The sequence below is a fragment of the Herbidospora cretacea genome, assembly GCF_001570605.1.
GTDB classification, from domain to species: domain Bacteria; phylum Actinomycetota; class Actinomycetes; order Streptosporangiales; family Streptosporangiaceae; genus Herbidospora; species Herbidospora cretacea.
The window spans coordinates 350249-364237 of sequence record NZ_BBXG01000004.1 but is presented as its reverse complement, the minus strand read 5'-3'; the positions used below and the strand labels follow the sequence as shown (position 1 = coordinate 364237).

General features: G+C 72.3%; 14 protein-coding genes. 4 read left to right on the top strand and 10 right to left on the bottom strand.

Annotated elements, in window-relative coordinates:
- Positions 1–10: 10 nt before the first annotated feature.
- The 5 genes from AW270_RS09835 to AW270_RS09815 form a co-directional block, all read right to left on the bottom strand.
- Entirely contained in the window at positions 11–1585 is a 1575-nt protein-coding gene (locus AW270_RS09835) for an ABC transporter substrate-binding protein (protein ID WP_061293028.1), read from the bottom strand.
- Positions 1573–2931, bottom strand: a complete 1359-nt coding sequence (locus AW270_RS09830) for a serine hydrolase domain-containing protein (protein WP_218009145.1) — start codon at positions 2929–2931, stop codon at positions 1573–1575. Before AW270_RS09830 ends, AW270_RS09835 begins: the two co-directional genes overlap by 13 nt.
- 87 nt (positions 2932–3018) lie before the next feature.
- Positions 3019–3972 carry a dipeptidase gene (locus AW270_RS09825; RefSeq protein WP_061293027.1) on the bottom strand — a complete coding sequence of 318 codons (954 nt, stop codon included), beginning with the start codon at positions 3970–3972 and terminating at the stop codon, positions 3019–3021.
- A gap of 17 nt (positions 3973–3989) precedes the next feature.
- Positions 3990–5162, bottom strand: coding sequence for a cytochrome P450 (locus AW270_RS09820; RefSeq protein ID WP_061293024.1), 1173 nt, complete (start codon positions 5160–5162; stop codon positions 3990–3992).
- On the bottom strand, positions 5159–6751 hold the full coding sequence (locus tag AW270_RS09815) for an FAD-dependent oxidoreductase (RefSeq protein ID WP_245674645.1): 1593 nt from the start codon (positions 6749–6751) through the stop codon (positions 5159–5161). Before AW270_RS09815 ends, AW270_RS09820 begins: the two co-directional genes overlap by 4 nt.
- Before the next feature lie 47 nt (positions 6752–6798).
- Between AW270_RS09815 and AW270_RS09810 the strand changes: the two genes are divergently transcribed.
- Positions 6799–7926 carry an epoxide hydrolase family protein gene (locus AW270_RS09810; protein WP_218009144.1) on the top strand — a complete coding sequence of 376 codons (1128 nt, stop codon included), beginning with the start codon at positions 6799–6801 and terminating at the stop codon, positions 7924–7926.
- Here the strand turns inward: AW270_RS09810 and AW270_RS09805 are convergent.
- The 4 genes from AW270_RS09805 to AW270_RS09790 all read right to left on the bottom strand — a co-directional run bounded on the left by AW270_RS09805 (position 7917) and on the right by AW270_RS09790 (position 11359).
- Entirely contained in the window at positions 7917–8729 is an 813-nt protein-coding gene (locus AW270_RS09805; protein WP_061293021.1) for a hypothetical protein, read from the bottom strand. The two genes, AW270_RS09810 and AW270_RS09805, sit on opposite strands and share 10 nt — an antisense overlap.
- A gap of 119 nt (positions 8730–8848) precedes the next feature.
- Positions 8849–9931 carry a hypothetical protein gene (locus AW270_RS09800; RefSeq protein ID WP_063819149.1) on the bottom strand — a complete coding sequence of 361 codons (1083 nt, stop codon included), beginning with the start codon at positions 9929–9931 and terminating at the stop codon, positions 8849–8851.
- Between the two features lie 140 nt (positions 9932–10071).
- On the bottom strand, positions 10072–11034 hold the full coding sequence (locus AW270_RS09795) for a D-2-hydroxyacid dehydrogenase family protein (RefSeq protein ID WP_061293016.1): 963 nt from the start codon (positions 11032–11034) through the stop codon (positions 10072–10074).
- A 16-nt stretch (positions 11035–11050) separates the two neighbouring features.
- Positions 11051–11359, bottom strand: a complete 309-nt coding sequence (locus AW270_RS09790) for a MiAMP1 family antimicrobial peptide (RefSeq protein ID WP_157521788.1) — start codon at positions 11357–11359, stop codon at positions 11051–11053.
- Positions 11360–11476: 117 nt separating this feature from the next.
- Here AW270_RS09790 and AW270_RS09785 point away from each other — a divergent pair, with 117 nt between their 5' ends.
- Genes AW270_RS09785 through AW270_RS09775 form a run of 3 tightly spaced genes read left to right on the top strand, consistent with a single transcriptional unit; the run spans position 11477 to position 13582 of the window.
- Positions 11477–11986 (top strand): pyridoxamine 5'-phosphate oxidase family protein, encoded by a 510-nt coding sequence (locus AW270_RS09785; RefSeq protein WP_061293012.1) that lies wholly within the window; start codon positions 11477–11479, stop codon positions 11984–11986.
- A 40-nt stretch (positions 11987–12026) separates the two neighbouring features.
- Positions 12027–12434 (top strand): YciI family protein, encoded by a 408-nt coding sequence (locus AW270_RS09780; RefSeq protein WP_061293009.1) that lies wholly within the window; start codon positions 12027–12029, stop codon positions 12432–12434.
- Positions 12431–13582: an RNA polymerase sigma factor gene (locus AW270_RS09775; protein WP_061293007.1), complete on the top strand. Its 1152-nt coding sequence runs from the start codon at positions 12431–12433 to the stop codon at positions 13580–13582. The genes AW270_RS09780 and AW270_RS09775 overlap by 4 nt, the downstream gene beginning before the upstream one ends.
- Here the strand turns inward: AW270_RS09775 and AW270_RS09770 are convergent.
- Complete coding sequence (locus AW270_RS09770) at positions 13577–13978, bottom strand: RidA family protein (RefSeq protein WP_061293006.1); 402 nt, start codon at positions 13976–13978, stop codon at positions 13577–13579. The genes AW270_RS09775 and AW270_RS09770 overlap by 6 nt on opposite strands.
- Positions 13979–13989: the final 11 nt, after the last annotated feature.

Here is a 13989-nt window from a genome sequence, read left to right as displayed (position 1 = left end):
GTCTTCATGGTCAGCCGAGCATCCGGATGCTGGTCGGGACGATGCTGCCGACGACGTCGAGCTCCACGCCCTTGAGGAAGGTCGGGACCACGCTGTTGGCGAACGGCACCACGTCGGCGGCCTGGTAGAGCGCCTGCTCGGCGGCGAACCAGTCGGGGCAGCCCTCGGCGCCGTTGGCGCCCATCGCCTTGGTGGCGGCGGCGAGGTAGCCGTCGTTGTCGATGGCGGCGAAGTTGGTGCCCTTCGGCGCGGCCGGGCCGGACAGGAACGGCATGACCTGGTCGGGGGTGCTGACGTTGAGCGGCACCCAGGCGACGTCCCAGTCGCCGGTGCCGAAGACCGTGCCGGAGAGCTGGGTCTGGTTCTGCGCGACGGCCTTGGCCTCGACGCCGACCGCCTTCCAGGCCGCCACGGCCAGTTCGGCCGCGCCGCTGCCCGCGCTGCCGAGCCCGCTGTCGTAGATGAGGGAGACCGAGAGCGGCTTGCCGTCCTTGGCCCGGACGCCGTCGGCGCCCTTCGTCCACCCGGCGGTGTCGAGGGCGGTCCCGGCCGCGGCGGCGTCGAAGGCCGGGAGGTGGCCGGTGACGGCGTCGCCCGCGCAGCCGCTCGGGGCGAGGGTGGCGAACTGGGTCGCGGGCGCGCCCTTGCCGGAGGTGATGGCGACCTGGAGCTGCTTCAGGTCGAGGGCCTGGGTCAGCGCCATCCGCACGGCCGGGTCGGCGGTGGGGTGGCCCTTGCCCTGGTTGTACCACTGGAGGCCGACCAGCGCCTGGGTGCCGACGGACTTCAGGCCCGCGCCGGTGAGGCGGTCGGCGTCGGGGCCGATGACCTGGACCGCGTTGACGGTGCCCGAGAGCAGCTCGTTGGCGGCGGTGGTCTCGTTCGCGACGATCCTGACGACGACCTTGGCCGGCATGCCCTTCTCGGCCGTGGTCGCGCCGCCCGGACCCCAGGTGTAGCCCTCGCGGAGGGTGTAGGTGTAGTGGTCGGACGGGACCGCCTCGGTCAGGACGTACGGGCCGGTGCCGTTGGTGGCGGCCTTGAGGCTCGCCCGGTTCTTCATCCCGGCGTCGCAGACCATCGCCAGGTTGGACAGGCCGTTCAGGGCGAACGGCGCGGGAGCGGCCAGTTTGACGGTGACCTTCGAGCCCGAGGCGGTGGCGGTGGCGCCGGCCGGGAGGTAGACGCCCAGGAACGGGCTCTTGTTCTCCGGGTCGCCCACATAGGTGAGGTTGTCGACCACCGTCTGGGCGGTGAACGGCGCGCCGTCGGCGCAGGTGACGCCGCTCTTGATGTCGAAGGTGAGGGTGGTGCCCTCGGCCGTCCAGGCGCTCGCGAGCTGGGGCTGGATCGTGCCGTCGGCGGCGACGGAGACCAGGCTGTCGTAGGCGTACTGGGTCATCCCGAACAGGGCGCTGACCGCCGAACCCTGCGGGTCGAGGGCGCCCGGGTCGGAGGCGATGTCCAGGGTGAAGGTCTTCCCGGCGGCCGGGGCGGCGGACCCGCCGCCGGCTTCACCGCCACCGCCACCTGCGCCGCAGCCGGCCAGGCCGATCAGGGCAAGAACCGCGATCAGGGGACGCATTCGGTTCCCTTTCTGAGACGGGCGACCACACGGCCGTAGTGGACGTACTTCGCGAGGCCCGCCTCGTCGCGCCCGATGAAGGCGAAGACGGGGTGGACGCCGCGGATCGGCTCGGCGGAGATCAGTGAGTCGCCGTCGAGGTGCACCAGCCGGAGGCTCAGGGGCTGCTCGCCGATCTCGGCGATGACGTCCTTGGGCACCCGGTCGAGCCGGATGGAGCCGTCGGCGTCCTGGCTCACGGTGATGTCGTAGATCGTGTCGGAGTACTGCCCCAGGTAGGGCGCGGGGTCGATCGGCTCCGGCTCCGCCGGGGGCGTCGGGCGTCCCGGGAGGGTGATGCCGGTCAGCTCCCTCAGCAGGTGGGCGAGCACGTCGTCGAAGATCCCGAAGACGTCGCCGCCGTTGGTGAGCAGCGCGATCGCCACCCCGAGGTCCGGCACGACCCGCAGGAAGGCCGCCTGGCCGATGGTCCCGCCGTCGTGCCCGACGACGGCGTGGCCGTCGTGCTCGGCCAGCGCCCAGCCGAGCCCCCAGGCCTCACGCATGGTGCCGAGGTCGGGCACCTTCACCTGCGGTTGCCACATGGCCGCCACCGTGCCGGGCCTGAGCAGGCCGCCGCCGTCGGCGAGGTGGGCCGCGACGAAGCCGAGCAGGTCGCGCGCGGTCATCGCGAGCATCGACCCGGCGGGCGCGTTCGACCTGGCCAGCGCCCACGTAGGGGTCGGCCCCCGCACGTGGCCGACCGCGACCCGGTGCACGATCGCCTCGTAGGGGCTGGGCGAGACGTGGGTGAGCCCGAGCGGCCGGACCAGCCGTTCGACCAGCACCTCGTCGAACGGCCTGCCGCGCAGCACCTCGACCAGGCGGCCGAGCACCACGAACCCGGTGTTGTTGTACGAGAAGACCTCGCCCGGCGGGAAGAGCTGCGGGATGTCGTGGAGCGTGGCGACGTAGCGCTCGACCGCGTCGGCGCCCCGGCCGGTGTCGGTGAAGACGTCGCCCTCGAAGCCCGCGACGTGGCAGAGCAGCTGCCGCGTGGTGATCGACGGGTCGCCGCCGGTGAACTCCGGCAGGTAGCCGCGGATCGGCACGTCCAGGTCGACCAGGCCGTCGTCGACGAGCTGCATGACCAGGGCGCTGGTCCACAGCTTGGTGATCGAGCCGATCTGGAAGACCGCGTCGGGGGTCGCCTCGACGCCGGTGGCGGTGCTGAGCACCCCGGCGGCGGCGGTGACCACCCGGCCCTCGGCCAGCACGGCGACCGAGGCGCCCGGCACCCCGCGTTCGGCCAGGACGCGGGCGAGGTGCCCGTCCAGCCAGTCCTGCGCGCTCTCCGGCGACATCATGTGCTGAGGCTAGATCGCGGACCGACCGCAGTACTCGGCCGATCGGACAACCCCAGCCGGTCGGGGTTGTCCGATCGGACAAGCGGCCTAGGTCCAGACCTCGGCCGCCACCCGGCGGAAGTTGCCGCCGAGGATGCCGCGCACCGTCTCCTCCGGATAGCCGCGCGCCACCAGCTCGCGCTCGACCAGCAGGGTCGTCTCCGGCTCGACGAACCGGATCACGCCCCAGCGGGTGTACTCCTCGGGGAACAGCTCGGGGTTGTCGGCCAGCTCCGTCATGATGTCCTCGGCGTCGAAGGAGTAGTCGCTGCCGATCCCGACGTGCTCGGGCCCGACCAGCTCGACGGCGTAGTCGATGTGGGCGAGGAAGGCGTCGAGGGTCGCGGTGTTGGCCCCGAGGAAGATGCCGACCCCGGGGATCCCGATCACGCCGCCGGTCGCGGCGCACTCGCGGGCCTGCTCGTCGGTGATGTTGCGGGGGTGGTCCCACAGGCCGCGCATCGCCGAGTGGGAGTAGATCATCGGCTTGCCGGAGGCCTCCGACAGGTCCAGTCCGGTACGGGTGCCGCAGTGCGACCCGTCGACCAGCATGCCGACCTCGTTCATCCGCCGCACCAGGTCGCGGCCGTAGGCGGTCAGCCCCGAGTCGACGGCGTCGAGACAGCCGCCCCCGGCGGCGTTGCCGTTGTTGTAGCTCGGCAGCAGCGACTTAACGCCCAGGTCGTAGAAGGTCCCGACCATGTCGAGGTCGCCGCCCAGCGGGCCGGAGTCCTCCAGGTCGAAGGCCACCACGATCCGGTCGCCGGGGACCGCCGCGTCGATCTCGCCGACGGTCGTGGCGAGCGCCAGGTCGGGGTGGGCCTCGATCGCGCGGGTGAAGTGGTCGATGTACGCGAGCGAGTCCTCCCGGGAGTGCGGCGCGTAACCGACGTTGACGCACACGTACGCCCCGCCGGGACGGCGGTAGCGCAGGAGGTCGGCGACGTCGGCGTCGAGGGTGAGGGGCAGGCAGGCGTGCTGCTCCCAAAAGGCACGGTTCATGCGCACATCATGCGTCCTCAGCGCGCGGGCAGGATCTCGTCGTACTCGACCAGGAGGTGGCGCGGGCCGCGCAGCAGCGCGCTCGGGCGGTACGGCGGCGGGTCGGTGACCAGCCTCGGGTTGCGCAGGCGGCGGACCAGTTCGGTCAGCGCGATCTGCGCCTCCAGCCGGGCCAGCGGCGCGCCGAAGCAGTAGTGGACGCCGCCGCCGAAGCCCAGGTGCTCGTTGCGGGGCCGGTCGAGCGAGAAGGTGTCCGGGTCGGCCACGTGGCCGGGGTCGCGGCTGCCCGCCGCCAGGGCCAGCACGATCGGAGCGCCGGCCGGGATGGTGACGCCGCCGACGGCGATGTCCGCCAGGGCCACCCGCGAGGAGATGAACTGGACCGGCGGTTCGAAGCGGAGCAGCTCCTCCACCGCCGGGATGATCAGCTCCGGGTCGTCGTGGACGCGGGCCAGCACGTCCGGGTTGCGCAGGAACGTGAGCATGCCGTTGGCGATCAGGTTGATCGTGGTCTCGTGCCCGGCGATCAGCAGCAGGACGCCGGTCCTGACGATCTGCCCCTGGCTCATCCCGCCGTCGGCGATGAGGCCCGACAGCATGTCGTCGGCGGGTTCGCGGCGGCGCTCCTCGACCAGCCCCTCCAGGTAGCGGTCGAGCTTGTCGGCCACCTCCTGGCGTTCGCGTTCCCGCTCGGCGTCGTCGTCGTCGCCCGGCCCGATCAGCTCGATCAGCCGGTCGGCCCAGGCGTGGAACGTCGACTCGTCCTCGCGGGGCACGCCGAGCAGGCGGCAGATCATCGCCACCGGCAGCGGGTAGGCGACCTCGTCGACCAGGTCGGCCCGCTGCCTGCCCGCGAGGGCGTCGACGAGTCCGGTCGTGATGGCCAGCATGTCCGGCCGCAGCGCGTCGATCTTGCCGGGGTTGTGCGGCGGGCCGAAGTGGCGCATGGCGAGGTGGCGCAGCCGGTCGTGCTCGGGCGGGTCGAGGCCGATGAAGGCCGGGTCGCGCAGGGAGCGGCGGGTGGAGCTGACGCGCGGGTCGTGCAGGAGGGCGACGATCTCGCGGTAGGTGCTGACGACGTACGTGCCGTCGTCCTGGCGCGCGACCGGGGTGGCGCGCAGCTCGTCGAACAGCGGATACGGGTTCGCGCGGTGCGACGGGTCGAGAATCCGCTGGAAGGGGCAGGTCATGACGTGACGCCTCCGGGCGTGTGGATCAGGGAGACCCGCCGTTCGGCCGGGTCGTGGCCGGTCACGACGACGGTCGCCGCGGCCCCGGCGGACAGCCGTTCGGGCACCCGCGCGGGTTCCGCCTTCGCGTCGCCGGGCGGGAACGGGGCGGCCTGCTCGATCAGCCGCTGGTAGTGCTCCAGCCACATGCCCTGGTCGAAGGTGACGGCGGCGGTGATACGGCCCTGGTAGCCGTAGGCGGCCACGAACCGGCGCTCGGCCGTCGAGCCCTGCACGATCGCGATCTCGTCGGCGAACGTCGGCACGCCGACCGACTTGACGTTGACCCCGAACTGGCTCGACCAGAAGACCGGCACGGCCAGGTGGGGCCAGCGGTGGGCCTGGTCGCTGATCATGTTGTGGGCCGCGATCTCGCCCTGGGCGACCGCGTTGCCCCAGTGCTCCAGGGTCATGAACTGGTACTGGTACACCGGGTGCGGGAACCGCGCGATGTCGCCCGCCACGAAGACGTCGTCCAGGACCAGGCCGTTGACGTCGATGGCGCGGCAGCCCGCGTCGCAGGTCACGCCCCACACCCCGGCGGCCAGCCCCGAGCCGCGCAGCCACTCGACGTTGCGGACCGAGCCGAGCGCGACGACGGCGACGTCGGCCTCGATCGTGGTCCCGTCGGACAGGCGGGCCCCGCGCAGCCGGCCGTCGGCGTCGCCCTCCAGGGCGGTGACGGTCGTGTCGCAGCGCAGGTCGACTCCGTGGTCGCGCTGCATCTGGGCGGCGACGTCGCCGAGCACCCCGCCCAGGGCGCCGAACAGCGGCGCGGGCCCGCGCTCCACGAGCGTCACCGGCAGGCCGAGCTCGCGGCAGACCGAGGCGATCTCGCTGCCGGTGAAGCCCGCGCCCAGGATCAGCACCCGTTCCGGCCCGGCCGCCAGCGCCTCGCGCAGCGCGCCCGCGTCGTGGGCCGAGCGCAGCGTGTGGACGCCCTTCAGCGCGGCCTCGGCCTCGTTCTGCCACGGACGGGCGCGGGTGCCGGTGGCCAGCAGGACCCGGTCGAACCCGACCTCGCGGCCGTCGGCCAGCAGCACCCGTTTCGCCGCCACGTCGAGCCCGGAGGCCGGGGTCCCGGCCAGCCACTCGGCGTCGAGCTCGCGGACCCGGGGCAGCCGGGTGTGCTCGGGCGGGACCTGGCCGGTGAGGACCTGCTTGGACAGGGGCGGCCGGTCGTAGGGCTCGCCCTCCTCCTCGCTGACCACCGTCAGCGGCCCGGCGAAGCCCTCCCGGCGCAGCGTCTCGGCCGCCCGCGCCCCGGCAAGCGACCCGCCGACGATGACGATCTTCCCCGTGTACGTGCTCTCCCCCGGCTCCGTGGGGGCCACCGAGTCGAGGTGGATGGCCTGGACGGGGCAGGCCGCCGCCGCCCGCAGCAGGTGTTCGCGCTGGTCGGCGGCGGGTTCCAGGTCGTACAGGAGAACTTCTTCGCGCATCCGGAAGACCTCGGGCGCGAGGAACACGCACTGGCCGTAGCCCTGGCACCGCGTCAGATCGACGACCACTCTCACGAGGTGCGCGTGCCCGCCCGCGAAGCGCCACATGTCCAGGTCACAGCGTTCTTTTCCGGTTTTTTAGTACGATGCGGATCATGTTCCCTCCTGAGTCGTTCAGCCCGCAGGCCAGTGACGAGGCCCTGGAGGACCTCCGGACCCGCCTGCGCGCCACCCGCTGGCCCGACAGCCCCGAGGACGCCGGGTGGTCCATCGGGACCGACCTCGGCTACCTCCGTGAGCTGGTCGCCTACTGGGCCGACGGGTTCGACTGGCGGGCCCAGGAGGCGGCACTCAACGCGCTGCCCCGCTACCGCGTCGAGGTCGGCGGCCTGCGGATCCACTACGTGCACGCCAAGGCGGTCGCGCCCGCCGGTCCGGTGCTGCCGCTGGTGCTCACCCACGGCTGGCCCGACTCGTTCTGGCGCTACTCGAAGGTCATCCCGCTGCTGACCGACCCCGGCGCGCACGGCGCCGACCCCGCCGACGCGTTCGACGTCGTGGTGCCCGACGTGCCGGGTTTCGGCTACTCCGACATCCCGAGTCCCGCCCTGGACGCCGTCGCCGTCGCCGAGCTGTGGGCCGACCTCATGTACTCGCTGGGCTACCCGCGGTTCGGCGCGGCGGGCGGGGACATCGGCAGCCATGTGAGCCGCTACCTCGCGCTCGACCACTCCCATCGGGTGGTGGCGGTCCACCGCACCGACGCGGGGCTGCCGATCTTCCTCGGCGACCCGGCCGAGCTCGCGCCCGAGGAGCGCGCCTGGATCGAGGAGGCCACGGCGTGGGGCCGCGACGAGGGCGCCTACGCCGCCGTCCACCGGACCAAGCCGCAGACGGCGGCCGTCGGGCTCAACGACTCGCCGGCCGGGCTGGCCGCGTGGATCGTCGAGAAGCTCGAATCGTGGAGCGACCGGCGGCTCACCAGGGACGAGATCCTCACCAACCTCACCATCTACTGGCTCACCGGGACGATCGGCTCGTCGATGCGCATGTACCGCGCCAACGCCGCGATCCCGCCCGCGCAGCACGCCCGCAGGGTCGAGACGCCGTCGGGTTTCGCGATCTTCGCGGGTGACGTCGTCCGGCCGCCCCGGGCGTGGCTCGACCGGGTGGCGAACACCGTGCGGGCGACCGAGCCCCCGCGCGGCGGCCACTTCGCGGCCTTCGAGGAGCCCGAGCTCTACGCCGAGGAGCTGCGCGCGTTCTTCCGCCCCTACCGCTGACGGGTCAGGCTGCCCACGCTGAGCAGGAAGTTCCCGCCGTCGGCGGCCGTCCCGGCCAGGATCGACGCCTGCCGCTCGCCGTCTCCGGCGACCGTCCAGAACGTCAGCCTGGTGCCCTGGCAGGTCTGCTCGGCCGGGTCGAGCCTGGCGGTGTTCCCGCGCGCGGTCAGCCGCCACGCGCAGCCGTCCTCGGTACGGGCGGTCAGCACGTTCCCCGGCCCCTTGGCGAACGTGACGACCCCCTGCCGCGGCGTCTGCGTCATCCGGTCGGGATAGCGGGTGGTGAGGATGTTCACCCGAGTCGCCGGGTCGGCCGGGTCGTACCGCCAGCTTCCCGCGAACCGCACCGTGGGCCCCTTGGCGGCCCTGGTCCGGCTGCCCTCCTCCAGCCGGAAGGCGTAGTCGCCGGTGGGCTGGTGGCTGACGGCCTCGATGGTCTCGCGCTCGCGGTTCCCCGCCACGGTGACCGACCACCGGGTGATCGTGTACGAGGACCCGATGACCCGGTTGAAGCAGTTCTGCGACGGCGGGTCGAGCTCCAGCGAGGCGCGGCGCACCGCGAACGTCCAGGTGCATCCCTGGTCGGTGCGGCCGGTGACGCCGGTGGCCGACCGGGTGAAGACGATGTCACCGATCTGCGGGACGTGGATCGGCGGGACCGACCCGATGACCGCGACGTTCCGCATGGACGCGCGGTCGGGCTGGTCGTAGTTCCACGTCCCCAGGTACTGGTGGACGGGCGGGTGCGCGGTGGGCGTCCCCAGCGCGAGCACGGTCGCGATCAGGGCGGTGAAGGAGATCATGGGGCCCGACCCTACGAAGGGAGCCGGACCCCGCTCATCGGCGCTGAGCGGTATTCCCGCGCTACTCCGCGTGCCGTAGGGCGGGACGAGTCCGGGACCTCGCCCCGCCGGCTAGTTCGTCACTGCGTGGAGGTGTACGACACGAACGAGGCGTTGTTGGCCCTCGTCGTGCTGTTCCAGCAGACCACGTTGCGCACGTACGCCACGCCGCCGCTGGTGAGCCACACCGTCTGGAGGTTGCAGTACGCCGGCGTGTTGCCGAACGCCGTCACCTGCACGTGGTCGATCGGATATCCGACCTTCGGGAAGGTGACCAGCCGGAGTCCGAGCCCGGAACTCTGGACCGTGTTGACCGCGCCCTGGGAGTTGTAGTTCACGCCGACCGGCGCGGGCGCGTACGGCCCGGGGTTGGCCGGGGTGTGGTCGAAGGTGTACGCGAACGCCTTCGGCGGCACCCAGCGGCCGTTGATGTTGCGTTCCCGCTGGTAGGTGAAGCTGAAGCCGGAGTTCTGCGCGGCGTTGGCCGCGTTGAAGCAGCGCACCTCGGCCTGCTGCGCGGCGGTCCCCGGCGACCACGCCACGACCTTGCACCTGGCCGGCACGAGATCGTTGACCGCGGTGACCTGGATGTTCCCGGCGGGGGCGGTGAAGCCGAGTCCGGGCAGGGTCACCTTGTACCAGCCGACGCCGAGGACGGAGACGATGTTGGCCGCCCCCGCCGAGTTGTACTGGCTGATGATCCCGGCGTTGTAGTGGATGTAGCCGAAGGCCGCCGTGGCCGGTCCGCCCATCGCCCCGGAGCTCTCGGAGTAGGTGACGGTGAACGGCACGGCCTGCGGGGTGCCGGTGCCGAACTGGTGACACCGCACGAGGGCGACGATGTCGGTGCCGACCGGCATCCACTTGGCGACCTGGCAGATGACCGGCCCGTCGTACACGGCGGTGGCGTGCACGACGCCGCCCGGCCCGGCGATCTGCGGGAACCGGACGACCGTCTCGCCCGGCACGCCGGGGGTGACGCTGACGTTGAACCCCGCCGGCCAGCTTCCAGCCTGGTGGGCAAGGCTGGGGACCCCCGACGGGATGTTGACGTAGGCGTACCCCCACCGGTTGGGCACGGCGGCCTGCGCCGGGGCGGCGGCGACCTGGACGAGGCCCAGGGCGACGAGCACGCCCAGCAGGACCCTCGATAATCGCGACATGGGTTTCCTTTCGGTGTGAACAACTTGTCACGCCGTTCATAAATCAGAAACACAGGTGCGAGAAAGAGGGGTCCCGCCTGGTGAGACGCCTATTCTGAAAGGTTCATGAATAACGCTGTCAACCCGATCAAAATGGGGTTTCATTCGGCGGCCATAACGCGAATGGGCGACCCGGCGCGCCAGGCCGCGATGTCCTCGACCGCCTGGGTGTACATCGCGCGGTATCCCGCTTCGGTGACGTATCCGAGGTGCGGCAGGAGCACGGTGTTGGGCGTGTATCTCAGCGGGTCGCTCAGCGGCAGCGGCTCGATGCCGTAGACGTCGAGCCCCGCCCCGGCGATCCAGCCGCCGTTCAACGCGGTGACCAGGGCGTTCTCGTCGACGATCGGGCCGCGCGAGGTGTTGACCAGGATCGCCGAGGCCTTCATGGCGGCCAGTTCTGCCCTGCCGACCAGACCGGTGGTCCGGTCGCCGAGCTTGAGGTGGACGGACAGGACGTCGCTCGCGGCGAACAGCTCGTCCTTGGGCACCCAGGTCGCCCCGGCGCCGGCGGCCCGCTCGGGGGTCAGGTTCTCGCTCCACGCGATCACCCGCATGTCGAAGGCCTGGCCGATCCTGGCCACCTGCGTGCCCAGCCGGCCGAGCCCGAGCACGCCCAGGGTGGTCCCGGCCAGGTCGGCGCCGAGGGTGGTCTGCCAGCGGCCCTCGCGCAGCGCCCGGTCCTCGGTGACGACGTGGCGGCGGCAGGCCAGGATCAGCGCCCAGGTCAGCTCGGCGGTGGCGGAGCTCTTGGCCGATCCGGTCGCGGTCGTGCCGCTGACCGTGACGCCGTGGGCGGCGGCCGCCGCCAGATCGATGGCGGCGTTCACCATGCCCGTGGTCACCAGCAGGCGCAGGTCCGGCAGGCGGGCGAAGGTATCGGCCCGGAACGGGGTGCGTTCCCGCATCGAGACGACGACCTCCGCCCCGCGCAGCGCGTCGGCCAGGTCGCCGGGGCCGGCGATGTGCTCGTGCAGCACCTCGACCTCGGCGTCCGGCAAGGAGTCGAAACCGCCCAGGTCACGGGCCACGCGCTGGTAGTCGTCCAGTACGACGATCTTCATTCCGTCATCGTACGAGTCAGCACACGATGAAGATGCTCTGCCATCCCACAGGGGTGCGCTGCTCGGCGTTGCGGGCGCTGTCCAGGGTGAAGTGGGCCACGCCCTGCGCGTTGGGCTGGTTGTACATCCGCCCGCTCTGACCGTCGCCGTACCACTTGTAGGAGCCGTGGAACGGGATGTTCGACATGCCGCACGCGCTGATGACGACGCTCCGTCCGGCGAAGCCGGGGAACTCGTAGGCGACGTACTGCGAGGCGAGAGCGGCGCCCGCGGTGCCGAGGGTGAAGGCGGCGGCGAGCGCGGAGGTGAGAATGATCTTCTTCATGATGATCACTCTAAGTGATCTTCCTGTCTCCGGAAGTGATGTCGCCCGCCGTGTCGAGAACGCGGTGACGGCTCCGTCCTGGGTGAGGAACGCGACACCACGACGAGAGGGACCACCGTGCAGGCGTACGAGATCACCGAGATCCTGAACCGGCCGCTCAGCCGGGAACTGCTGGCCCGCGACCTGACCCGCCTGGCCTACGTCGCCCAGGACGGCACCCCGCGCACGATTCCGATCATCTTCGCCTGGAACGGCGCGGAGATCGTCATGAGCACCCCGAAGAACGCGCCGAAGCTCGCGGCGCTGCGGGCGAACCCGATGGTCGCGCTGACGATCGACACCGAGTCACACCCGCCCAAGATCCTGCTCATCCGGGGCCGGGCCGAACTCGACTACGTCGACGGCATCCCCGACGAGTACCTCCAGACCACCAGCACCTACGAGATGACGCCCGAGCAGCGGGTCGAGTGGGAGGCCGAGGTGCGCTCCCTCTACGTCGACGGCATGGTCCGGATCGTGGTGACCCCGACCTGGGCCAAGCTGATCGACTTCGAGACGACGCTGCCCAGCGCCGTCGAGGAACTGGTCCGGCGGCGGGCCGAGCGCCCGGTTCCGCCGTCACCCTGAACCCGGCCACAATGGGCCTGTCCCACGGAGGAGAACGAACATGGCCAAATACCTGCTGCTCAAGCACTACCGGGGCGCGCCGGCGGCGGTCAACGACGTGCCGATGGACCGGTGGACGCCGGAGGAGCTCGCCGCCCACGTGCGGTACATGAACGACTTCGCCGCCCGGCTGGAGGAGACGGGCGAGCTCGTCGAGCACCAGGCGCTCCGGCCGGAGGGGACCTTCGTCCGGGGCGACGGCGAGGGCCGCCCGCCGGTCACCGACGGCCCCTTCGCCGAGACCAAGGACCTGATCGCCGGATGGACGGTGATCGACGTCGACAGCTACGAGCGGGCGCTCGAACTGGCCGGCGAGCTGTCCGCCGCCCCGGGCGCGGGCGGCGAGCCGATCAACGAATGGCTTGAGGTGCGGCCGTTCCTGACCTGCCTGCCCACGGTCATCGAGTGAACGAGGCGCTGCTGCGGGAGCTGGTGCCCGTGGTGATCGGGGTCCTCGTCCGCCGGGGGGCCGACTTCGCCTCGGCCGAGGACGCCGTGCAGGAGGCCCTGGTCGAGGCCGTGCGCGGCGGGGCGGGCGAGTCGCCGCGCGACCCCAAGGGCTGGCTGGTCACGGTGGCCTGGCGCAAGTTCCTCGACGCCGCCCGCGCCGAGACCTCGCGGCGGCTGCGCGAGATCCGCGTCGAGAGCGAGCCCGCGCCCGGCCCGGGTGAGGCGGCCGACGACACGCTCCGGCTCTACTTCCTGTGCGCCCACCCGTCGCTGACCCCGGCGTCGGCCGTCGCGCTCACGCTGCGGGCGGTCGGCGGCCTGACCACGCGGCAGATCGCGCGGGCCTACCTCGTGCCGGAGGCGACCATGGCCCAGCGCATCAGCAGGGCCAAGCGGTCGGTCTCCGGGGTGCGGTTCGACCAGGCGGGCGACGTCGCCACCGTGCTGCGGGTGCTCTACCTGGTCTTCAACGAGGGCTACTCCGGTGACGTCGACCTCGCCGACGAGGCGATCCGGCTGACCCGCCAGCTCGCCGCGATGACCAGGCACGAGGAGGTGGCGGGCCTGCTCGCCCTGATGCTGCTCCACCACGCGCGGCGGGCGGCCAGGACCGCCCCCGACGGGAGCCTCGTGCCGCTGGCCGAGCAGGACCGGGGCCGGTGGGACACCCGCCTGATCGCCGAGGGCGTCGACGTGCTCCAGGCCGCCCTCGCCCGCGACCGGCTCGGCGAGTTCCAGGCCCAGGCCGCCGTCGCCGCGCTGCACGCCGACGCCCGGTCGGCGCAGGAGACCGACTGGGTGCAGATCGTCGAGTGGTACGACGAGCTGGTGCGCCTCACCGGCAGCCCGGTGGCCCGTCTCAACCGGGCCGTCGCGGTCGGCGAGGCCGACGGCGCGCGGGCCGGGCTGGCCGCCCTGGCCGAGCTCGACCCCGCGCTCCCCCGGTACACCGCTGTCGCCGCCTACCTGCGCGAACGCGACGGCGACCCGGCCGCGGCGGCCCGCCTCTACGCCGAGGCCGCCCGGCAGGCGGCCAGCCTGCCCGAACGCGACCACCTGACGCGCCAGGCCGCCCGGCTCAACGCGCGGCTGCGCGCCTCCTCATGAGACGGCGGTCCCCTCCAGCTCCACCATGAGGCCGGGGATCGCCAGCCGGGTCACGCCCAGCATCGTGGTGGGCGGCGCGGCCCCGGCGGCGCCCAGCCGCGCGGCCAGCACGCCGTAGTGCTCGAGGAGCAGGTCGGCGTCGGTGGTGTAGACGGTGAGCCGGACCAGGTCGGCCAGCGACATGCCGGCCTCGCCGAGCACGGCTTCGAGGTTGTCGAGGGTCAGCGCGAGCTGCGCCGCCATGTCGCCGGGGTGACACGGTCTGCCGCAAGCGTCCATCGCGGCCTGCCCGGAGAGGTAGAGGGTCCGGGTGTGGCCGGAGACGATCTCGCCCTGGTGGTAGCCCAGTGCCGCCGACCAGGCCCAGGGGTTGACCGCGGTTCGCTTCGTTGTCATGGCGATCAGCC